The sequence below is a fragment of the Mesorhizobium sp. M0563 genome, assembly GCF_040321065.1.
Taxonomy (GTDB): domain Bacteria; phylum Pseudomonadota; class Alphaproteobacteria; order Rhizobiales; family Rhizobiaceae; genus Mesorhizobium.
Map to the genome: position 1 here is coordinate 40870 of NZ_JAMYQV010000022.1, position 20243 is coordinate 61112.

At 61.1% G+C, this 20243-nt stretch carries 16 protein-coding genes and 2 pseudogenes; 4 read left to right on the top strand and 14 right to left on the bottom strand.

From position 1 onward, the window contains the following. The first annotated feature begins 96 nt into the window (after positions 1-96). On the top strand, positions 97-861 hold the full coding sequence (locus tag NKI50_RS24370) for a metallophosphoesterase family protein (protein ID WP_352495745.1): 765 nt from the start codon (positions 97-99) through the stop codon (positions 859-861). Between the two features lie 103 nt (positions 862-964). Here NKI50_RS24370 and NKI50_RS24375 read toward each other — a convergent pair whose 3' ends face one another. Next, positions 965-1132 (bottom strand): Thivi_2564 family membrane protein, encoded by a 168-nt coding sequence (locus NKI50_RS24375; RefSeq protein WP_023717974.1) that lies wholly within the window; start codon positions 1130-1132, stop codon positions 965-967. 222 nt (positions 1133-1354) lie between these two features. Between NKI50_RS24375 and NKI50_RS24380 the strand changes: the two are divergent. After that, positions 1355-1687, top strand: a pseudogene (locus NKI50_RS24380) (BA14K family protein); the annotation flags it as partial. Positions 1688-1796: 109 nt separating this feature from the next. On the opposite strand, the gene NKI50_RS24385 reads toward NKI50_RS24380, so the two are convergent. Both NKI50_RS24385 and NKI50_RS24390 read right to left on the bottom strand, forming a co-directional pair. Then, complete coding sequence (locus NKI50_RS24385; RefSeq protein ID WP_352495744.1) at positions 1797-1985, bottom strand: hypothetical protein; 189 nt, start codon at positions 1983-1985, stop codon at positions 1797-1799. Positions 1986-2147: 162 nt separating this feature from the next. Continuing rightward, positions 2148-3218, bottom strand: a complete 1071-nt coding sequence (locus tag NKI50_RS24390; protein WP_352640702.1) for a sensor histidine kinase — start codon at positions 3216-3218, stop codon at positions 2148-2150. Positions 3219-3384: 166 nt separating this feature from the next. Between NKI50_RS24390 and NKI50_RS24395 the strand changes: the two genes are divergently transcribed. Beyond that, entirely contained in the window at positions 3385-4665 is a 1281-nt protein-coding gene (locus NKI50_RS24395; protein WP_352717835.1) for a glucoamylase family protein, read from the top strand. A 65-nt stretch (positions 4666-4730) separates the two neighbouring features. Here NKI50_RS24395 and NKI50_RS24400 read toward each other — a convergent pair whose 3' ends face one another. The 6 genes from NKI50_RS24400 to NKI50_RS24425 form a co-directional block, all read right to left on the bottom strand. Continuing rightward, positions 4731-7151: a polysaccharide biosynthesis tyrosine autokinase gene (locus NKI50_RS24400; RefSeq protein WP_352717837.1), complete on the bottom strand. Its 2421-nt coding sequence runs from the start codon at positions 7149-7151 to the stop codon at positions 4731-4733. Between the two features lie 148 nt (positions 7152-7299). Continuing rightward, positions 7300-8196 carry a UTP--glucose-1-phosphate uridylyltransferase GalU gene (galU, locus tag NKI50_RS24405; protein ID WP_352483974.1) on the bottom strand — a complete coding sequence of 299 codons (897 nt, stop codon included), beginning with the start codon at positions 8194-8196 and terminating at the stop codon, positions 7300-7302. A gap of 76 nt (positions 8197-8272) precedes the next feature. Beyond that, positions 8273-9223: a glycosyltransferase family 2 protein gene (locus NKI50_RS24410; RefSeq protein ID WP_023717979.1), complete on the bottom strand. Its 951-nt coding sequence runs from the start codon at positions 9221-9223 to the stop codon at positions 8273-8275. Beyond that, positions 9213-10163, bottom strand: coding sequence for a glycosyltransferase family 2 protein (locus NKI50_RS24415; RefSeq protein WP_023717980.1), 951 nt, complete (start codon positions 10161-10163; stop codon positions 9213-9215). Before NKI50_RS24415 ends, NKI50_RS24410 begins: the two co-directional genes overlap by 11 nt. Continuing rightward, positions 10163-11158 (bottom strand): glycosyltransferase family 2 protein, encoded by a 996-nt coding sequence (locus NKI50_RS24420; protein WP_352483973.1) that lies wholly within the window; start codon positions 11156-11158, stop codon positions 10163-10165. Before NKI50_RS24420 ends, NKI50_RS24415 begins: the two co-directional genes overlap by 1 nt. An 11-nt stretch (positions 11159-11169) precedes the next feature. Then, positions 11170-12342: a glycosyltransferase family protein gene (locus tag NKI50_RS24425; RefSeq protein WP_023717982.1), complete on the bottom strand. Its 1173-nt coding sequence runs from the start codon at positions 12340-12342 to the stop codon at positions 11170-11172. Between the two features lie 292 nt (positions 12343-12634). Here NKI50_RS24425 and NKI50_RS24430 point away from each other — a divergent pair. After that, positions 12635-13687: pseudogene (locus NKI50_RS24430) on the top strand (polysaccharide pyruvyl transferase family protein); the annotation flags it as partial. Positions 13688-13909: 222 nt separating this feature from the next. Here the strand turns inward: NKI50_RS24430 and NKI50_RS24435 are convergent. The 5 genes from NKI50_RS24435 to exoK all read right to left on the bottom strand — a co-directional run bounded on the left by NKI50_RS24435 (position 13910) and on the right by exoK (position 20121). Then, complete coding sequence (locus tag NKI50_RS24435; protein ID WP_352717839.1) at positions 13910-15373, bottom strand: lipopolysaccharide biosynthesis protein; 1464 nt, start codon at positions 15371-15373, stop codon at positions 13910-13912. Continuing rightward, positions 15370-16539, bottom strand: coding sequence for a glycosyltransferase (locus tag NKI50_RS24440; RefSeq protein ID WP_352483999.1), 1170 nt, complete (start codon positions 16537-16539; stop codon positions 15370-15372). The genes NKI50_RS24435 and NKI50_RS24440 overlap by 4 nt, the downstream gene beginning before the upstream one ends. Positions 16540-16726: 187 nt before the next feature. After that, positions 16727-17806, bottom strand: coding sequence for a glycosyltransferase (locus NKI50_RS24445; RefSeq protein ID WP_023717986.1), 1080 nt, complete (start codon positions 17804-17806; stop codon positions 16727-16729). A gap of 31 nt (positions 17807-17837) precedes the next feature. After that, positions 17838-19169 carry a UDP-glucose dehydrogenase family protein gene (locus NKI50_RS24450; protein WP_352717841.1) on the bottom strand — a complete coding sequence of 444 codons (1332 nt, stop codon included), beginning with the start codon at positions 19167-19169 and terminating at the stop codon, positions 17838-17840. A gap of 85 nt (positions 19170-19254) precedes the next feature. Further along, positions 19255-20121 (bottom strand): endo-1,3-1,4-beta-glycanase ExoK, encoded by an 867-nt coding sequence (exoK, locus tag NKI50_RS24455; RefSeq protein ID WP_352717843.1) that lies wholly within the window; start codon positions 20119-20121, stop codon positions 19255-19257. Positions 20122-20243: the final 122 nt, after the last annotated feature.

Consider the following 20243-nt stretch of genomic DNA (forward strand, 5'->3'; position numbering starts at 1 on the left):
GTATGGAACGACCGGCGCCAGACATGGTATCCAGGCGCTGCGTCTTCATGTTGTTTCGGAAGCGAGACGCCCCCACAGCCATGCGAGACGCCATTCGTGACCCTGTTCCAACGATCGAGAAAGCCCCCGACGGCGGCGCGCCAGCGGCTCGAGATGGATCTGCAGGACACGGTCGTCTATGCGATCGGCGACGTGCATGGCTGCTATAAGGAGCTTCGCTCCCTGGAGCAGAACATCCTGGTCGATTCTGCGTCTTTCGAAATGCGCAAGCTCATCATCATGCTCGGCGACTACGTCGATCGTGGCCCCCAGTCGGCGCGCGTGCTCGATCATCTGCTGGCGCCGCCACTCCAAGGCTTCCAGCGCATCTGCCTTGCCGGCAACCACGAAGTCGTGATGCTGAACTACCTCGACGGGATCATTTCGAGAGAGTCGTGGCTGGCGATAGGTGGCCTGCAAACGCTGTTTTCCTACGGCGTTGATCCGTCGCGCATGGCCGATCTCTACGGTTCAAGCGAGGAGGTCGACCGGCGCATTCGGGAGATCATTCCAGCCGGCCATGTCAGCTTCATGCGTGCGCTGCCGGTCATGGTCTATTCGGCCAAATTCGTGTTCGTACACGCCGGCATCAGGCCCGGCATCGAGCTGGCCGCGCAAGACGAGGACGACCTGCTCAACATCCGCTCGGAGTTCTTCGAAGCCGCGCATCTTCTCGAACGTTATGTCGTGCACGGGCATACGCCGGTCGACATTCCGAAGCTCGAGGGACGCCGGCTTGGCATAGACACCGGCGCCTTCCAAACCGGCCAGCTGGCCGCCCTCAGGATCGTCGACAACCGCGCGAGGCTGATATTTTCCTAGAGCGGGAAGGTCTCAAGCCGCCTGCTCATGAGTGGGTGTAAAGCGCTGGGTTTGTCTTGCTCGCTCGGACGCCAGCAGCGTCGCATATCCCAACCGTGATGGCTTAAAACACTGCGAGGTACTTCAGCAGCGAAATGATGCCAATAATGATCACGACAATCTGGGCAATCTGACGAGTGCGACCATCAAGCGGCAACCGATTGACCAGATACAGCACCAGAATTATGACAAGGAAAGTGATCAGAATGCTGATCAACGGAGTGCCGGCCATTGTCCCTCACTGTATGAAACGTAGAAAAAAGCCAGCACACCGCATCGTGTGAAGATTGCCCATGCTTGTTCGAGCCGTAGCACCTGACAAGTGATTCGAACAGCCTGGCTGGCGGTGTCGAAGGCTGTCTGGCACGCCACAGAACCTTAACCTCCTTAAATCGTTTTAAATCCGAGAAGGGATATCAACCATTCCTTCAAAGGAGATTTATGAACAAGATATGTGGCGACGGTCGACTACAAGCCGTGGATGAAGCGGAAATTCAACCGCAATCGCAATTTTTCGCGCAACGATGGCGTAAACTGGACCGGTCATCGCGGCTATCGTGAATACCATCACGGTTATCGCCGTCATGGTGACTACTGGTTTCCTCTGGCGGCCTTCGCTGCCGGCGCGGTGATCAGCGGCGTGATCATTAACAACAACCAGAACCCGGTCGATCGCGGCGATTCGCATGTACAGTGGTGCTACGACCGATACCGGAGCTATCGAGCTTCAGACGATACATTCCAGCCTAGCTATGGCCCTCGGCAGCAGTGTAATTCGCCGTACTGAAATGTAAGGTTTTTGACCGCATCAACAACCTCGCATCGCGCGGGGTTTTCGAAGCGGCGCCAAGGCGGCGATAGAAAAGCGAAAGTAGCGTGGATCTCGGCTTGAGTGTCTATTCCAGACGGAATTCGACAGCGTGCGCTTCAGCCTCGGCAATGAGGCCGCCGTCGACGGCGGCTTCGAACGCTTTGGCAAAATACTGATCATCGGAAGTCTGGTGATCCTGGCCCGAAAGATCGATCGGATACGCGCCGATCACCCGGCCCGTAATTTTCTCGATTACTGTCACGGTCCGCTGCATTGGTTTCTTCTTCAATTAAACGGAACCTATAGCACAGAGAATAGGAACATCAGCGACAGCCGCTAGCGAGCGGCTTCGAAAAATTCGAGCTACACCACCTGATGGGATGATCTTCAAGGCGCAATTCGGACAACCGCTTGAAGCGTACGCCAGGCGACCAAGCTATGCTGCTTTCGGCATCCGCGACGTGAATGTCGCTCTGGTAATGGCAATCGTCGTGCCAGTATTGCCCGTGACCGTGTCAATGCGTGCTTCAAGCTGTTTGACAAGCGCCTCGACGATCGCTGTCCCCAGTCCCGCACCTGGAATGTCGCGAACGGGTTTGCCCCACCCGTTGTCCGATACGGTCAACTTCCAATCCTCCGCATCGGTCTCATAGGTCACCAAGATCAGCGCATCGACCTTTTCTGTCGAGAATGCATACTTGATGGCGTTGAGAACGAGCTCGGTAACGATCAGGCCAAGGCTGACCGCCTTCTGGGAATCTATCCTTCCATTTTCCGCCATAACGTTTACAGCAATAGCCTGTGCTTCCCCGATCATCGAAGCGGCCAAACTGCTGCAAAGCTTGGACAGATAAGAACCAACCTCGATTTCGTCGGCACCGGTTGAGGCATGGAGATGCCGCTGCACTTCTGCTACCGACAGCACGCGTTGATGGGCATCCTTCAGGTGCTGCCGCGTTTCATCTGAGGTGACGGACCGAGCCTTCAGCAGCAAAATGCTGGCGATGATCTGCAAGCTGTTGGCGACCCGGTGCTCCATTTCGCGCAGCAGCACATCCTTCTGCCGCAGCAGGTCTTCGGTGCGGCCGAGAAGTTCTTCCTTTTCCCTTTCTATGGCGCGGCGCGCCGTGATGTCATTGAAGGCGAGCAGGATGGTCGCGGCTGAACTGTGGTCGTAAAGGACCTTCCGCGCGTTGAGCAGCATCGTGCGCCGGCCGATATCGGGGAAATCATGCTCGACCTCGAAGCCGTCCATGGCGGTCTTCTCGGGAATGATCGTCTCCAAGAGCAGGTGAAGCGCTGGAATGTCCCACTGGCCGTCGCCCAGCGCGTAGAGCAGCGAGCCGTGCGTCTGCTCGGGGTCGACCCTGAAGGTCTGATAGAAGGAGTGGTTGGCCGCCAGCACGCGAAAGTTCTCATCGAGAACGAGGAAGGGTTCGACCATCGTATTGACGATGGCCTGCGCCAGCGTCTGCGCGTCTTCGATATTCGCAATGGGATGGAACATAGGCTTCGAGGCCAATCCAGGGGCTGTTTCCCCTTGATTTTCTTTCTACCGGGTCGCCAAGCACCTGTCGCGAATTGAATCGGCCTGACACGAGTGAGCGGCCGGTCCGTGCGCACAATTGTTTTAGGAATGGCCTTAGGACACCCGAGGCACTAACACCAGCTCGATGATTCCAGCACTCGACCTCCCGGAAAATACTCTCGAGCTCGACGATGATGCGCTGTTGGATGTCGTGCAGCGGCAGACGGTGCGCTATTTCTGGGAAGGCGCGCATCCCGTCAGCGGTCTTGCCCGCGACCGGCAAAAGACCACAGGTGATCCTGCCAACGATCTGGTGACGATCGGGGGGGCCGGTTTTGGCATTGCAGCCATCATCGTTGCGGTCGAGCGGGGATGGATCGACCGCACTGCGGCTTTGCTGCGATTGCACGGCATGCTCGATTTCCTGGAGAACTCCCCGCGCTACCACGGCGTTTTTCCGCATTTTATCAACGGGCGAACTGGTGCGACGATCCCGTTTCGTCGCAAGGACGACGGCGCTGATCTCGTCGAAACCACCTTGCTGTTTCAGGGTCTGATTTGCGCCCGTGAGTATTTCGCCGGGATGACAACTGGCGAAGTGCGCCTGCGCCAGCGCGTGGACGCGCTGTTGCTACAGGCCGAATGGAACTGGTTTACACGCGGCGCTCGGCAACTCATGTGGCATTGGAGCCCTAATTTTGGCTGGGCGATGGACAGCCCGATCAGGGGTTGGAACGAATGCCTGCTCACTTTCGTGCTGGCGGCGGGATCGGCGCGCCACCCTATTGATCCGGGAATCTATCACGAGGGTTTTGCTGTAGGACTTGGCTTTCGAAACGGGCGCGACCATGACGGGATCGTGCTGCCGTTGGGAATGAATTCTGGTGGCCCGCTCTTCTTTTCGCACTATTCTTTCTGCGGGCTCGATCCCCGGGGCCTAAGTGACCGCTACGCCGATTACTGGCAACAGAACGTCAGTCATACGCAGATCAATTATCGGCATTGCGTTCGCAATCCCCATAGCCATTTGGGATATGGACCGGACTGCTGGGGTCTGACCGCGAGCCATGGGCCGCGAGGATACGTCGCGCATGCACCCGACAGGGACTTTGGCGTGATCACTCCGTCTGCTGCCCTGTCGAGCTTTCCCTATGCCCCGGCGGAGGCGATGCGCGCACTGCGTGGCTTCCTGGGCAAGCCTCGAAAACGCATATGGGGCCGCTTCGGCTTTGTTGACGCGTTTTGCGAAAGCCGCAACTGGTACTCCCGAACCTATCTGGCGATCAATCAGGGGCCGATCATCGCGATGATCGAGAACCATCGTACAGGGCTGTTGTGGCGGCTTTTCATGAGGGCGCCGGAAGTGCGCAGAGGCTTGGAGAGGCTTAGCTTCATCAGCAAGCATCTCAGAATGTCAACACCCTAATAGATCTTTGCGACGCCGGGTGATTCCGCTTCGGTGCAAAAATGCTCGAAACGCGCGGACCGCACTCAGGCAGCCGCCTTTGTGCGCGCTTCTGATTTTTCCAGATAATAGCTCGAATATTTGTCGAAGAATTTTTCCGAGCCGCCGATCGCGCCATACTTGGCGAGTTTCTTCAGCTCGACCTTGTTCAGGACCGCGCCAATGATCTTCTTCGCGATATAGGATTCCGAGCTGAGCATCGATTGCACCATCGCACGCGGCGTGCGTCCCCACTCGGTGACCAGCACGAAGCCGTCGACAAGCGGAGCGAAGGCCTTGGCGTCGACGACAGGCCCGAGCGGCGGCAGATCGACGATGATGTACTCGAAGGTTTCCTTGGCGTTGTCGATGAAGCGCCGCATGCCGGCCGAAGACAGAAGCTCGCTGGTATGCGAAAACTGGCCACGCAGGACGGCCGGGATGATCACCAGTTTGGTCTGCCGGTCGATCTTGCCGACCGACTGCCAGGTCTGCCCGCTCACCACCGCTTCCATCAAGCCCTGCTCGGCCTCCATGCCGAGGCTGCGGCTGAGGCCGGGATTGCGCAAGTCGCCGTCGATCAGCAGCGTTTTCGATCCGTTGGCGGCAAGCAGCCCGGCAAGATTGGCCGCCACCGTCGACTTGCCTTCGCCCGGAAGCACCGAGACCACGCCGATGACCCGGCTGCCCTGGCCTTCTATCACGACGTCAAAGGCGATCTTTGCGTTGCGCAGCGTCTCGGAGAACATCGATGCCGGTGCATCAACGGTTACCCGCATGCGCGCACGTTTTTCGGCTGCCGACAATGTTTTGGAGGGCTGGGATTTGGACGACTTGGCGGTCTTGGATTCAACGACTTTGACGTCAGGCTGACCGCCATTGCGCTGGTCATCCTTGCCAGCCTTGCCGATGACCGGGAGATAGCCGAGGAATTTGAGGCCGACACGGTCGCGCACATCCTCGCCGGTCCTGAAGAAGCGTTCCCTGAATTCATTCAGACCACCAACCCCTGCCCCCATCATTATGCCAAGCGCCAGCGAAAGCCCCAGCACGATGGCCGTTCGCGGGGTTGCGGCCGACTGTGGCATCGTCGCGTCCGAGATGACCCGGATCTTGCCGACTGGGAAGGATTGCTGTTGGGCGGCCTCCTCATAGCGGTTCAGGAATGTCTGGTAGAGTGTCGAGAGCGCCGTCGCCTTCTGGTCCAGTTCACGCAGCTTGACCTGCGACTGGTTGTCGATGGAGCTCTTGCCTGCCGCCAGGGCGACATTTGCGCGGAGCGCGGTTTCGCGCGCCAGAGCGACCTCGTATTCGTTGCGGTAGCTTTCGGTCAGTTGCTTCAGCTCGCCGAAAATCTGCGCCGATATGTCGGCCTTCTCCTTGGCGAGCGCGACGGCCTGCGGATGTTGCGGGCCGAAATTGGCTTCGACGTCCTGCTGCCGCTTGGCGACTGTGAGATAGCGGTTCTTCAGCGTCGTGATGACGGAGCTGCTCGGCTGGTCGTTCGATATCGCGGCGTCCTTGAACGCATTGTCCGACCCGCTTTCGACGATCGACTTGTACTGCTGATAGCGGGCGCCGGCACGTGCGGTATCGGCCTGTGCGACGATCAGCTGAGTGTTGAGATCGGACAGTTGCTTGTCGCTGATCAGCTGGCCGTCATTGACGGCCAATCCATGTTCGGCCCTGAACTTTTCGACCGCCAGTGCGGCCGCCTGGGAGCTCTCACGAAGCTCGGTCAGCCGGCCCTGCAGCCAGACAGCCGCCCGCTCGGTCGCGTCGAAGCTGGCATCAAGCTGATCGGCGAGATAGGCGTCGGCATAGGCCTTGGTGATGGCGGTCGCAAGCGCCGGATCCGTCGCCTGAAAGGAGATGCTGATGACAAAGCTTCGGCCGATCCGCTCGGCATCGAGTTGGTTCTGCAGTTTGAAGATTGCGTAGTCGCGGGACGACGACGATGCGGTGATCGCGTCACGCGTCGCGGCATCAAGCTGAGTGACATCGGTTGTGCTCGCGGCGCGCTTGGGGCGGACAGACTGGATGATACCGCGTACAAAGCTTGCGACCTTAGACAGGGCCGATGTCGGAGGGTTCATGAAAGCGTCGTTCTGATCGAGCTTCAGCTTGTCGACGACCACCCCCGCCAGCCTGGCCGACTGTAGAATTTCGATCTGGCTCAGAACGGCGGAGTCGGTCTGCATGCTGACCGACGCCGCCGAAATATCGTCGACGACCTTGTTCAATCCTTCGTCGATCAGCACGCTGCTCGTCGCCACATAGGTAGGAGGCGTGGTCTGCAAATAGAGCACGCCGAGAAAGAGACCGATGATGGCGCAGGCGGCAACCACTTTCGCCTGCCGCGCGGCCATGCCAAGCAGACGCTCGATGTCGATGAAGTCTTCGGCGTTTGCCGCACTCGAAGTCGGCAATGGCGTCCTCTTGTCGACAGGAAAATTGGCATAGTTCATCTTCGGTCCAATTCTAGTTTGCAGGCGCTACCGCCTCGAAGATCGGCACATAGGGTGCAAACCTTGCGCCGGACAGTGCGCGTTACACGCGGCGCAACGGCCTGTCCTGCGTCATCAGCCGCACCCACAATGCCTCGAAAAATGGACATTATGCGGCTTCTTCCCGACGCTGATGCGACCGGACGAATTCCTGCAGCATCTCGAAGATCGGACCCTTCATGTCCTCACGCGCCAGCGCGAAAGCGACATTGGCCTGGATGAAGCCCTCCTTCGAACCGCAGTCGAACATGCGGCCGTTGAAAGGCTGGGCGAAGAAGGCCTGCGTCTGTGCGAGACGCACCATTGCGTCGGTCAGTTGGATCTCGTTGCCGGCGCCGCGTTGCTGGCTGCCCAGCAGCGAGAATATCTCGGGCTGCAGGATGTAGCGGCCGTTGATGTAGAAGTTCGACGGCGCGTTGGCCGGTGCCGGCTTTTCGACCATGGCCGTCACCTCGAAGCCGGTGCCGACATCCGCGCCGCGCCCGACAATGCCGTATTTGTTGGTCTCGGTCGGATCGCAACGCTCGACGGCGATAACGTTTGCGCCAGTCTGCGCATAAAGATCGGCGACTTCGGCAAGACACCCTCGCCCGCCAAAGGACACCATATCCGGCAACAGCAACGCGAAAGGTTCGTCGCCGATGACCTCTCGCGCGCACCAGACGGCGTGGCCGAGGCCTTGCGGCGACTGCTGACGGATGAAGCTCGTCGCGCCGGCGACGGGAAGCAGGCTCTCGAGTGATTCGAGCTGCGCCTTCTTGCCGCTCTGCTCCAGGGTTCCGATCAGTTCAGGATGCAGATCGAAATAGTCCTCGATCACCGCCTTGTTGCGGCCGGTGACGAAGACGATGTGCTCGATGCCGGCCTCGAATGCCTCGTCCACCGCATATTGCACCACAGGCTTGTCGACCACCGGCAGCATTTCCTTCGGCATGGATTTGGTCGCCGGCAGGAACCGCGTTCCAAGCCCCGCCACCGGTATGACTGCCTTCCTGACTTTTTTCATTGCATGTTCCTTCTGAGGAGATCGATTTCAACCCTGTCGCAGGCGGCGAAATTTGTCTTCATTCGCCTGCAGCCCTTTACCTCCCCGCCACCACGGCAAACTGTGCCGCTACCCTTCGCAGCCGGACGGCGATCGGCATGCTCATATGCCGAACCGCCGCCGGATCGCTGAGCGCCGTCCATATCGCCTTGAGCGGGGACCGCGCCTTGATGTGCTGAACCAGCGACAGGAATGATGCCGCCCGCCGCAGGCTGCGAGCGCGCCTGGCGAACGCCGCCGCGGCCGCAGCATCCATGGAATGGGTCGCGGCGAAGGTGGCATCGGCCCGGCGCATCGCCTCGACGTGATGAAGTTCGAGCACCCGGGAGATGGAACCGGTGCGAATGTGGTAAATATAGCCCGTCGTCGGCTCGACCACGCATTTGCCGCCTTTGGCCAGAGCACTGGCCAGGAGGATGTAGTCTTCGCCAATGATCAGGCTTTCATCGTAACGAAGCCCGTTCTCGTTCAGGAACCGGCGCTGGAAGATCGGCTTGAGATAGCCGAGATTGAACCTCGATTCGAAGAGGACATTGCCGCCGATGTAATCCGCCAGCGAGATTTCACTGAGCCCTTCCAGATAGTCGGCCGGGAACATCGTCTCTTCCGCAACGCCGTCCTCCCGAACGACCTGCAGATTATCGACCGCGATCTCGGCGCCGGCTTTTTCCGCGCGTTCGATCATGGTGCAGATTCGCCCGGGATAGACCGCGTCGTCGGAATCGAGAACCGCTACCCACCTGCCGCGGGCAAGCTCAAGGCCGGCATTCCTGGCGCCGCCAGGCCCACGGTTTTGCTCAAGCGCGACAACGCGTACGATGTCTTCGGGGTAGGATCTCGCCAGGTCGAGCGTCCGGTCGCGCGACTTGTCGTCGACGACGATGACCTCGAGGCTGACATTGCGCTGGGCGACGGCGCTGGCAATCGCCCGATCGATGGTCGCCTCGGCATTGTAGGCGGCAATCACGAAGCTCACGTCAGGCTGCACGCTTGCCCCCTTGCTGCGGCGAAGACAGGCCGTATTGGCGGATTTCACGAACCCCGACGAGGCCGCTGACGACGCCGACATGCATAATGCCGCGAAGGACGCTGCGGTTCCGTCGGACGGGGTCGATGGCGACCGGAATTGCCGACAGGAAACTATAGCCGGCCTTTGCCGCGGCAATGCCGACCTGCTTGAGCCGGGCAAGGCCGCGCGCGTTGCGCCCCAGGAGGTGGCCATGCGTCTGTCCGACGCGGAACCGGCGGCGGCCGAGCCAGTCGAATGCCGCCCTGGCAGGCGGCACGACTTCATCGACCCAAGCCTCTGGCGAAAAGGCGATACTGCCGCCGGCCTTGACCATCTGGTCGAAGAATTCCGTATCTTCGCCGCCGGTCTGGCCACGTGCCAGGCTGAAGCGCCGGCCGCGCAGGCTCTCAGCGCCAATTCTGAGCAGGACGTTGCAGGTGTAGCCGGTGCGGATCTCGCCGCGCACCCAGACCGGCGAGGTCGAGTGGAAATCGCCTTTGCGCATCCAGTCGGGCGCATCCGGCAGGTAACGGGCTTGCACCGGCCCGAGCACGGCCGCAGCACCAGTTGCTTCCACCGCCGCCACCAGTTCGGCAAGCCAGCCAGCGGTGGCCGTCTCGTCGTCGTCGATAAAGGCGACGAAATCCGCCGCACTGGCATCGAGGCAAGCGTTGCGCGCGATCGAAATGTTGCGGGCCGGGGCGTGCCGGTAGGTCACCGGCAGCTTCAACTCCCCCGCTAGCTTGGCGACCAGCGTTTCGGCCGTCGGCGTATCGTCGTTGTCCGCGATGATGACACCGACATCGAATCCCGCGGGCATATCCATGGCTGCTACGGAGCGGAGCGTGTCGACAAGCTCCGGCCGGCGAAATGTGCAGACGCAAATATCGATGCTTCGATTTTTCTTGACCGGGTCCATCACGCTACCCCGCGCTGCGGTCGCGGTGCTAGCAGCTGCAGCCAGAAGCCGACCGACCAGCCGAAATGCATGACCATTGCCGAGACCCCGGCAAGCGCAATGTCGGGTTTGCGCTGACTGACCGCGGTCCAGAAGCCGTAGCCAAGGCAGACCGAGACCCATAGCAAAAGCGGCACGGCCGCCAGCCAGTGGACGAAGGAAAAGGCGGCGAGAAGAACCACGGGAAACACCAGAAGCGGCACCATCTGCCGGATCTTCGGGATCATGCGGTGCTTGAGAACGTTCTTCGCCCGGCCGCGGCCATAGCCGAGATACTGAAAATAGAGGCCCTTCAGCGAGGAGCGCGGGTAGTAGACCATTTGTGTCTTACCGGTCATCCAGATCCGGTAACCGGCCTGACGGAGCCGATAGTCGAGTTCGGCATCCTCATTGTGGCTGAACGTCTCGTCATAGCCGCCGACCGCGGTGAAGGCCGATATCCGGATCAGCGCATGGTGGCCATGATCGACCCATTCCCCCGCCGAAAGGTGCCGATGCTTGGAGCCGCCGGTGCCGAGCCTGGAATTCTGGGCCGCGGCCGCCGCCTTCTGCACCATGCCGCTGCCACTGGTCAGCATCGAGACGACGACCGAATCCGCCCCGGTGGCCTGCGCTTCTTCGACCAGCCGGTCGCAATAGTCGGCGGGATAGCCGCCATGCGCGTCGATGCGAATGAGATAGTCGACGCCCTCCCCGAACCTGGCAACGGCGAGATTGATCGCCGCGCTCTGCAAGCGCTTTTCATTGTGGAGCAGGACCACCCGCTGATCTTTTGCGGCGATATCCGCGACGATCGTCCTGGTGCCGTCCGTACTGCCGCCATCGGCAACGATGATCACGGCGCCCAGCCTCTTGGCCGCAGGGCGGAGCTCTCGAAGCAACGCGCCGATATGGGGCGCTTCGTTCAGGCACGGAACCACGATCATGCAGGATGGGAGCGTTTCGGTTTGCGTCATCGGCCGTCCTTCTATGCCAATGCTTCGGCAGCATATGGACCGGGCGCCGCGGCAAGGCCGCGGAGTTTTTCGACGAGCGCCCGGCAATCGGCGCGGTCGTAGCTCCAGGTGCGCGGATTGCGGGCGAGAACACGTGCCCTCAATGTCTCGAACCGATGCTGCTCCATGGTGCCGAGGGCAGCTTCGAGCGCCTCGGGCGTGGCTTCTGGCAAAAGAACGCCGATGCCTTGCCGATCGAGGAACCGGCCGGTCTCGGTGTTGCCCATCGAGATCGGCACGGCTCCGAAGCGGCAGCCCTCATAGAGACGGTTGGGCAGCAGCCATTCGGAATTCAGGCCCTGCTCAAAAAAGTCGATGGCCCAGGAAAAGTGAACCTCGCGGTAGATCGCCGCCATATCCTCCGGATTGCGATAGGGTCCGCCAAACGAGAGCCAGGGTTCCGATTCAACAAAACCGTGGAAATCGGGAAATTCGGACAACGCCGGGCGGCCTCTGAGGACGATTTCGAAGCGGCCGTCGAGGCGGCGCGAAAATTCGGCCAGAAGCTCCAGGGAGCGGCGGCAGCGGAGCGCCCCGAACCAGCCGATTCGCCAAGGCGGCGCAACAGGATTCTCCTCCGTCATGCGGTCATCCAGGGAAGCCGCGGCTGGCTCGAAATACTTGTTTTCGAGCAGTTCGACCGGCGCGGCAATCTGTCCGAACGGCTTGAAATAATTGGCGATGAAGGCCGGAGAGCTGGTCACCAGAAGCTTCACATCCCTGGCCAGGAAGCGTTCTGCGCCGCGCATCGCCCAGCCCAGCGGATCGTCGCGAAGCAGCAGACGATGGATGTCGAGGCACTCGTAGACAATCGGCACCGTTGCCTGGAAAGCCGACCTGGCCCGCCGGGCAAGCGCCAGCATTTCCAAATTGCGCGCGATAATGAGGTCGGGCCGTTGCATTGAACCCAGCTTGGAGCCGGTCGAGACCACCGCCTTCATGATCGCCGCCAGACGCTGGGCGAATCGGCCATCACGCGTCGGGCCGAGATCGATCGGCTGCAAGCCCTCGACATCAGCAACCGCGCTTGCCGTTCGCCGAAAGCCCGCCAGCGTAACCTGGGCGCCGCCTGCCTTGAGCATTATGATCCGCCGGCGCACTGCCGGGTCGGAGACGTCGTGTACCAAGTACAAGACATGCAGCATGAAAACTCGACCGCTGTTGGCCCGCCCGCGACAATGCTAGTACAGCTCTTGCTGCATCGCAACATTTTTGGTTGCAGCGTAGCAAAGATCCACATTTTTTGTTGCACTGCAAAATCGATGGGTTAATCTCGCTCTGCTTGGGCCGCATGGACCGCGCGTTGGCCCTGCCATTGGGCTGCGCGCCAATAATCACGACGCGAGGACCATCCTTGGCGTGCAGCATTTTCGGCCAACCCGCACCTCGGCATCCGTCGACCGAACCGCGGGACTACTCACGAAATGAGGTCATTCAATGAAGATCGCGGTTGAAAACACCGTCTGCCTGAATACCGGAGACGCAGCGATTCTCCTGGCGATTCGCCATGTTTTCAAGACGATCGTGCAGGACGATATCCAGTTCTACGTCTTCGACAGCCAGCCGGAGGTGGCGGCGAGGCTCTACACGAAGAAGGAGTATCCAGATCTCGAATTCCACAAGCTGCTGTCGGAATCGCTGTTCCGCTACAAATACGGCAGTGGGCTGAAGAACCTGTTCAAGCCGATCTACAATCGGCTCGTACTCAATGCCCTGCGGCGGTTCGGCATCCGCGGCGTTCTCGGGCGTTTGTTCAGCTCAAGCAATCGCCGTGGTCTCGAGATCTACAAAGACGCCGACCTCGTGGTCACGACAGGCGGAACCTATCTCGTCGAGACCTACAATCTGGAACGGCGCCTCAATCAATTCCGGATCGACGCGATTCTGGGCAAGGACCCGGTCTTCTTCACGCAATCGCTCGGCCCGTTCAACAAAAGTTACAATCGCCAGGAGTTGAGCCCGATCTTCGACCGGAGCCCGCTCATCCTGCTGCGCGATGAACGTTCGAGAGGCCACATTGTGGACATGGTGAAAGACCCCGGCAAATGCCACGTCGTGGCCGACGCCGTCTTTGCGCTGGCCGATACCGACAGGATCGGAAGTTTTCTGGCCTCCGGCCAGTCGGCGACTGTCACCGGCCGCGTCGCCATTTCCGTCCGTCACTGGAACTATGTCAGCGACGGCGAGGGCGGCATGCGCCGCTACATCGACTCGATCCGCGAGATTGCGACCATCCTGGTCAGGGACCACGCCAAGCAGGTGACCTTCGTCTCTACCTGCCAGGGCGTGCCGGAATACGCCCATGACGATTCCAAGACGGCGCGGGCGATCGTTGCCGAACTCGATCCGGAGATCGCCAAGCATGTGAGCGTGGACGCTTCGTTCCACACGCCGGAGCAACTGATGGCCCTGGTGAAAGGCTTCGACTTCGTCGTCGCGACGCGCATGCACATGATGATCATGTCGCTCTGCGTCGGCACGCCGGTGCTGCCGATCGCCTATGAATTCAAGACCAAGGAACTCGCCAAGCGGATCGGCGTCGCCGACCTGCTGCTCGACATCGACACGGTAACGCCCGAGGAAGCGAGCGAGAAGCTCGGCAGACTTACCGCCAATCTCGACCTCTATCGCAGGACGAGCCTTCAGGCAGTGCTTGAGGAGCATGCGTCGGCGATGTCGGCAGGTGAGCTTTTGAGGCCGGTGATCGCCGGCCTAGCGGGCGTTGCGCATGGCGCTGGAAAGCGTGGTGAACATGGCGCTGCGCGACTGGCGAAGGGCAAGCATGAGGACCAGTCCGATCGAATAATTGAGGGCAACCGCCAGGACCACCGCGAGCAGGTCTGACTGGCCGGTCAGCGATACGGGCAACTCCCGGTAGACGGACCAGGCAAGCAGCGACGACATGATGAAAAGCCCCTGCATGATCAGGAAGTCGGCTGCGGTCACCGGACCGACCCGATGGACAAGAACGGCAAGCACCGGGACGCGCAGCATATAGCCGCTGATCGCGTAGGCCGCGGCGACACCGACGGCGCCCCAGTGCAGGCCGATGATGAAGGCGGCGACCGTCGTCAGCGACGAGTAGATGCCCCAGTGGAACATGGTCTTGGTCTTGCCCTGGCAGATGAAGATCCATCCGGTGGTGCTCGAGACGGACTGGATCAGGCTGGCGATGCCCAGCCAGGCGAAGATCGGCGCCACCGCTGTCCAGCGCTCGCCGAAGAGAAGCCCGACGACCTGGTCCGACGTCAGCGTCAGCGCCGCGATGCCGGGCATGGTGATGGCCGCCAGCATCCAATTGGTCCGCACATAGATGTCGCGAAACCGCGCCTTGTCCTCATGGATGCGGCTCAGCAGCGGCACCATCACGCGTGTCAGCGGCTGGTTGATGTTCTGCAGCGGAAACAGCAGGAGCTTATAGGCGCGGTCATAGTAGCCGAGTTCGATCGCGCCCGAATATTTTCCGATCAGGATGTTGTCGAGATTGCGCGAGAAGAAGTTGGCCAGATTGAAGCCGGTCAGATTGGCGCCGAAGGACAATATGTCGGTATCGACCTTCAGGTCCGGCCGCGACGGCGTCCAGCGCGCCACCTGCCATGCCGCGGCCAGCGCGACAACAGCCGAAACCGCCGGGCCGATGACCAGCGACCAGTAGCCCAGTCCCGCATAGGCGGCGATTGCGGTAGTCGCAAGTCCGGCAGCGGCGGTTATCACATCGTTCAGCGCGAGCTGGCCAAAGCGCAAATGACGGTTCATCAGCGCCAGCGGCACCGCGGCGAGGCTGCCAAGAAGCAGCGGCAAGGCAGAGCCGATGGTGATCCCGACCATGCGTTGATCGCCGTAGAAGGCGGCGATGGCGGGCGCCAGGCATGCCACCACCACGGCACTGCCCAGCCCAACCAGCGCACTGATCCAGAATACCTGGTTGAGCTGTTCGGTGCTGATGTCCTTGCGCTGGACCACAGCCTGCTGCAGGCCTAGGTTTTGAAGCAATCCGACAAAGGCCACGATCGGCCCGACGGAAGCCACGAGACCAAAATCCTCGGGGACCAGCAGACGCGCAAGCACGATGACCGAGAGAAACTGGATCGCCATCTTGAAGCCTTGCGCGCCGATCGTCACCACGCCGCCGCGCAGAGCGACGCGACCGAACTGGGGGGGCGGGTTGGCGTTCATGCCGGGCGCCTGGCTTCGGCGAGTTGAGCAACGATCTGCGCAAAACGTTCGTTGAGCAGGTCCGCGTTGAAATCCTGCTCGATCTTGCGGCGCGCCGCACGTGCGATGCGCTCGCATTTGTCCGGGTTCTCGGCCACCCAGACAAGCTTGCGGGCCAACGCCGCAACGTCTCGCTCCGGTGCGAGGAAGCCTGTCTCCTGATCCTCGATCAACTCGGGGATGCCCGAGTGATAGGTGCTGACAACAATCAGCCCGGCGGCCATTGCTTCCATCAGCGCCACCGGAATACCCTCGAGATCGCCGTCCTGTGCAGCAACGCTGGGCAGCAGGAATACGTGGGCATCGCGCAGGCGCTGCTTGACCTCGGCGTGCGGGCGCGGCCCGAGGAAAGTCACCCGGTCGGCAACGCCGAGATTTGCGGCGAGCTTCTTCAACTCTTCCAGCAATTCGCCGCCGCCAATCACCGTATAGACCCAGTTGCGCCGCGGAAGGCCGGCGAGGGCGCGCAGGGCGAATTCGATGCCCTTCTTTTCGGTCAGCCGGCAGACCGAGATGAAGGACAGCGTGTCCCGGTCCCAGGAACGCCAATGATAGCTGATCTCGCCCGGCCGCACGCCCATATGGTGAACCATGACTTGCGCGGCAGGCGCGCCGACGCCGATCAGGGCGTCGCGGAAAAACGCGTTCACCGGCAGCTGGAGAACGCCCTTTTCGAAAACAACCTTGTAGCGCGTGAGCGTGTCGTCATGCAGCGGTTCGCCGACATCGCGGCCGTGGAATATGGTTACCAAAGGAGCGGAAATCCGGCCTCGTTTCATGGCGCGGGCAACGCGCATGCCGTTATTGCCGAAATGCGCGACGATCACATCGGCGTTCTGCAATTTGCGCGCAAAGGCGATGTCGATAACGGTCGAGAGCTTATCCCAGAACCTGCCCGACCATCTCCTGAGCGTCGGGCGAAAGCGCCCCAGTCCGCCCCACCAGCAGACGACCTTGCCAGGCAGCGCCTGCCAGCGGCGATCGTCGATGTTGCTGTCCTTGCCGAACGACGTCTCGTTGCAGACGACGCCGACTTGCATGCCGCGCTCGAGGCACCCTTCTATCTGGTCGAGGACGAAGGTCTCCGACAAAGAGGGGAACTTATCAACTACGAAGCAAATCTTCATCGAATGGACGATCTTTCGAGGCCGGTCGGCGATCTGCTCGCGCGGATGAGGGCTGAAGCCCGTCGCCGCCGTGCGAGGCGCCCCAAGCGTCTGGTGTTGTGCGTGCCGTTGTCCCAAAGCAGCTCCCACCCCGGTCAGGCGCGAGAGCCGGCTTTTGGGCAACGTGTATGGTTTTGGACGAAATGCATCAGGCGGCATGCTCCAGCGCGCCTTGCCTGGCGTTGTCGAGAACGCCGAGGAAGGTCGCGAACTGAATGTCTGGATTCATTTGCGGCCGCTCCGAAAACAGCTGCGCCGCCGCCGACAGCCTGTCGTACTCGGCCTTGTCGCTCCATAGCCGCCTGACCGCGGCGACCCAGTCGTCGAGCGGTGCGTCATAGTCAAGTACAACGCCGCCGGCGCCGATCGCTTCCGGCAGGCCGCCGCGGCGGGACCCGACGACCGGAATGCCGCTGCAATGGGCCTCGGATGCCACGCGCCCCCAGGCCTCTTCCCATTTGCTGGGCGCCAGCAGGATCTTGGTGCGGCCATAGACCGTCTTCATGTCGCTGGTACGGCTTTCCAGCCTGACGTTGCGCAGCGGCGCGATGGTCCGTTCGATCTGCGCCCGGTGGTCGTCGTCGAGCTTCCAGCTTTCGACGAACAGAAACGGGATTTCGGGGCATTGGCCGGCGATGCGCACGGCGAGTTCGAACCCTTTTTCATTGTAAGGGTTGATCAGCGTGACGAATTCGCCGGTCGTCGGGGTGCTGTAGAGCCCGGGATTGATGGTCGGCGGAATCACGGTCGAGTCGATGCCGAACCTTTCCTTATAGGTGCGCGCGGTGAATTCGGAGTTGGCGATATAAAGCGCCGAATGCAATTCGCGCAGGTCGCCGGCCAGCTCGTGGAATTCGACGTTCCGCAGATAGACCACCAGCGGCACGCCGAGCGCCTGCAGCGCCTTTCCGATCGGCACCGATTTGTGGCACTGCACGACGGCGACATCGGGATCGAGCCGTTCGACCGCGAAGCGCGCCGCCTCCCAGGGAAACCACGCCCGCACGACCGGATAGCCGGGATAGCTGTCGATGACCGCACGCTGGCGAAGCAGTTTCATCTTGGCGCGCGCCTTGAAGCCGAACATGCCATCACCGAACAGTGCCGCCAGGACCGAGGCGTCATGACCGTGCTCGCGCAGCTGCTCGACCAGATGGTGCGTGCTCGACTGAACGCCACCGCTGAACTGCGGCGTGTAGCCGTTGCCGCCTGCAAACAGAACTTTCATGGACCTGGCTCCTTGCTGGACCGCCCTATCGTCACGCCGCCATTCTGCCGATGCTGTGGTATTCGATGCCGTGGCGGGCGATGACCTTGGGGTCGTAGAGGTTGCGTCCGTCGAAGATGACGGGCGTGGTCAGCGCGTCCTTCAATGCATCGAAGGACGGCGCACTGAAGCTCTTCCACTCGGTCACGATCAAGAGCGCGTCGGCACCTCGCACAGCGGCCTCTTTGGTGCCGCACAGCTGCAGGTCGTCGCGCAACCCGTAGATCGCCTGGCATTCCTGCATCGCCTCGGGATCGTAGGCCTGCACATTGGCACCGGCGGCCCAGAGCGCCTCCATCAGCGTGCGGGCCGGGGCTTCGCGCATGTCGTCGGTATTGGGCTTGAAGGCCAGGCCCCACAGCGCAAAGGTCTTGCCCTTGAGATTGCCCTTGAAATAGCGGTCCACCTTCTCGAACAGGACCGACTTCTGCTGGTTGTTGCGCTCCTCGACGGCACGCAGCAGCTTGGCGTCGAACTTGATGGCTTCGGCGGTCTTGATCAGGGCGCGCACATCCTTCGGGAAGCACGAGCCGCCATAGCCGAGGCCCGGATAGATGAAGTGGTAGCCGATCCGCGGGTCGCTGCCGATGCCCTTGCGGACCTCCTCGATGTCGGCGCCCAGTTGCTCGGCCAAATTGGCCATTTCGTTCATGAAGCTGATCTTGGTCGCCAGCATGCAATTGGCCGCGTATTTGGTAAACTCGGCACTGCGCACGTCCATCACGATCATCTTTTCGTGGTTGCGGTTGAACGGCGCGTAGAGCTCGCGCATCACCGCCTCGGTGTCCTCGTTGCTGGTGCCGACGATGATGCGGTCGGGCTTCATGCAGTCGCTCACAGCGGACCCTTCCTTGAGGAATTCCGGATTGGAGGCGACGTCGAAAGCCAGATCCTCGCGCCCGCGCGCCCTCAGCGTCTCGGCAATCCTGGCCTTTATCTTTTCGCAGGTACCGACCGGCACGGTCGACTTGCCGACGACGATCTTGGGCGCGTCCATCTCACGACCGATGGCCTCGGCGACGGCCAGCACATATTTCAGGTCTGCCGAACCATCCTCGCCCGGAGGCGTGCCGACCGCGATCATCTGGATCTGGCCATGCTTGATCGCCGCGGCGGCGTCGGTGGTGAACTTGATGCGGCCGGCGGCATGGTTCTCCTTGACCATGTTTTCGAGCCCAGGCTCGAAGATCGGGACATGACCCTGGTTGAGCCGCTCGACCTTTTTTGCATCGATGTCGACGCAGACCACCTGATGGCCGACTTCGGCAAGCACCGCCGCCTGTACAAGACCGACATAGCCGATTCCAAAGACAGTCAAATTCATTCGGTTTCATTCCTGTTCAAGGCTTCGGGGCCTGTTCGAGCTTCGGGCTCGGACCACCTTCGGCCCGGCGGGTTCAGATGCGCTTCTAGTTCGTTTTGCATGCCAGCGATTCCGGGAATTGGCAGGGCTGGCCGAGGGCGGTGAATGCAACGCGGTCCACTTGCATGGCGAGCTTGCGGCCCGGATCCGAGAACGGCCCCATCCAGCCCTTCATCGTATCGCTGCCCCACAGGCTGAAATAGATTCTTTGCGAATGGGTGGGCAGCTTCGCCGGATCGGTGATCTCGTGGACAAGCTTGCCGTTGACGTACCAGCGCAGCCGGTCCTTTTCCCAGACGAAGGCGTAGTCGTTGAAGGCCTTGTCGGTGCCCCCGGCGACGTCGACCAGCTTCTCGTTCTTGCCCTTGCCGGCTATGTAGGCGTTGACCTGGACCTTGGACGTGTCCTTGGTCAGCACCTCGAAGTCGATTTCATCATGCGGCTGCTTGTCGGCATCGCCGACGAAGCTGAAGAATGCCGCGTTGATGCCGGAGCCCGTGTCGGTCTTCATCCGCGCCTCGTAGGTGCCGTAGCCGAAGCGCTGCTTGGTCTGGATCTCGGCGCAGGCGAATTCGCGATCCTTCAGCTTGCGCTTCTCGAAACCGAGCGTCAGCATGCCGTCGGAAAGGCCGATCAGGCTTTTGGACCAGGTGCAGTTCTGATGCTTGCCGTTCGTCCAGCCGTCGGAAATGTACCAGCGCGCGCGACTGAGGCTGGTGAAATCATCGACAAAGGACGGCGCGGTTGGGAGATCCTGGGCGCGGACGGGCACCAGGCCCGCAACCAGGCTGCCGAGAACGATCAGCAGAAACGCGCCGTCTGAACGGAGCCGCCGCAGCTTGCCTGGGATCGGGCGCGTGAACGGGGTGCCGCCGGTTGCCGGGGTGGACGTGCTTTTAGGATCTGCGTTCATATCAAACTCACCTTTGTGCTGTGCGCCCCCAAAGCGATCGTTCGAACCGTGACGAAACAAGCTAATCTTGACCTCTGTCGCTCCTAGGCTCCGTGTAGCGTGCCCAAAACCATTGCGCCGAC

What these genes read in the sequence shown, in the direction of transcription:
- NKI50_RS24390 (WP_352640702.1), bottom strand. Translation starts at nt 3,218, where the DNA reads ATGTTCCATCCCATTGCGAATATCGAAGACGCGCAGACGCTGGCGCAG.
- NKI50_RS24385 (WP_352495744.1), bottom strand. Translation starts at nt 1,985, where the DNA reads ATGCAGCGGACCGTGACAGTAATCGAGAAAATTACGGGCCGGGTGATC.
- NKI50_RS24425 (WP_023717982.1), bottom strand. Translation starts at nt 12,342, where the DNA reads ATGCTGCATGTCTTGTACTTGGTACACGACGTCTCCGACCCGGCAGTG.
- galU (WP_352483974.1), bottom strand. Translation starts at nt 8,196, where the DNA reads ATGAAAAAAGTCAGGAAGGCAGTCATACCGGTGGCGGGGCTTGGAACG.
- NKI50_RS24440 (WP_352483999.1), bottom strand. Translation starts at nt 16,539, where the DNA reads ATGAAGATTTGCTTCGTAGTTGATAAGTTCCCCTCTTTGTCGGAGACC.
- NKI50_RS24375 (WP_023717974.1), bottom strand. Translation starts at nt 1,132, where the DNA reads ATGGCCGGCACTCCGTTGATCAGCATTCTGATCACTTTCCTTGTCATA.
- NKI50_RS24415 (WP_023717980.1), bottom strand. Translation starts at nt 10,163, where the DNA reads ATGGACCCGGTCAAGAAAAATCGAAGCATCGATATTTGCGTCTGCACA.
- NKI50_RS24435 (WP_352717839.1), bottom strand. Translation starts at nt 15,373, where the DNA reads ATGAACGCCAACCCGCCCCCCCAGTTCGGTCGCGTCGCTCTGCGCGGC.
- exoK (WP_352717843.1), bottom strand. Translation starts at nt 20,121, where the DNA reads ATGAACGCAGATCCTAAAAGCACGTCCACCCCGGCAACCGGCGGCACC.
- NKI50_RS24420 (WP_352483973.1), bottom strand. Translation starts at nt 11,158, where the DNA reads ATGACGCAAACCGAAACGCTCCCATCCTGCATGATCGTGGTTCCGTGC.
- NKI50_RS24450 (WP_352717841.1), bottom strand. Translation starts at nt 19,169, where the DNA reads ATGAATTTGACTGTCTTTGGAATCGGCTATGTCGGTCTTGTACAGGCG.
- NKI50_RS24445 (WP_023717986.1), bottom strand. Translation starts at nt 17,806, where the DNA reads ATGAAAGTTCTGTTTGCAGGCGGCAACGGCTACACGCCGCAGTTCAGC.
- NKI50_RS24395 (WP_352717835.1), top strand. Translation starts at nt 3,385, where the DNA reads ATGATTCCAGCACTCGACCTCCCGGAAAATACTCTCGAGCTCGACGAT.
- NKI50_RS24400 (WP_352717837.1), bottom strand. Translation starts at nt 7,151, where the DNA reads ATGAACTATGCCAATTTTCCTGTCGACAAGAGGACGCCATTGCCGACT.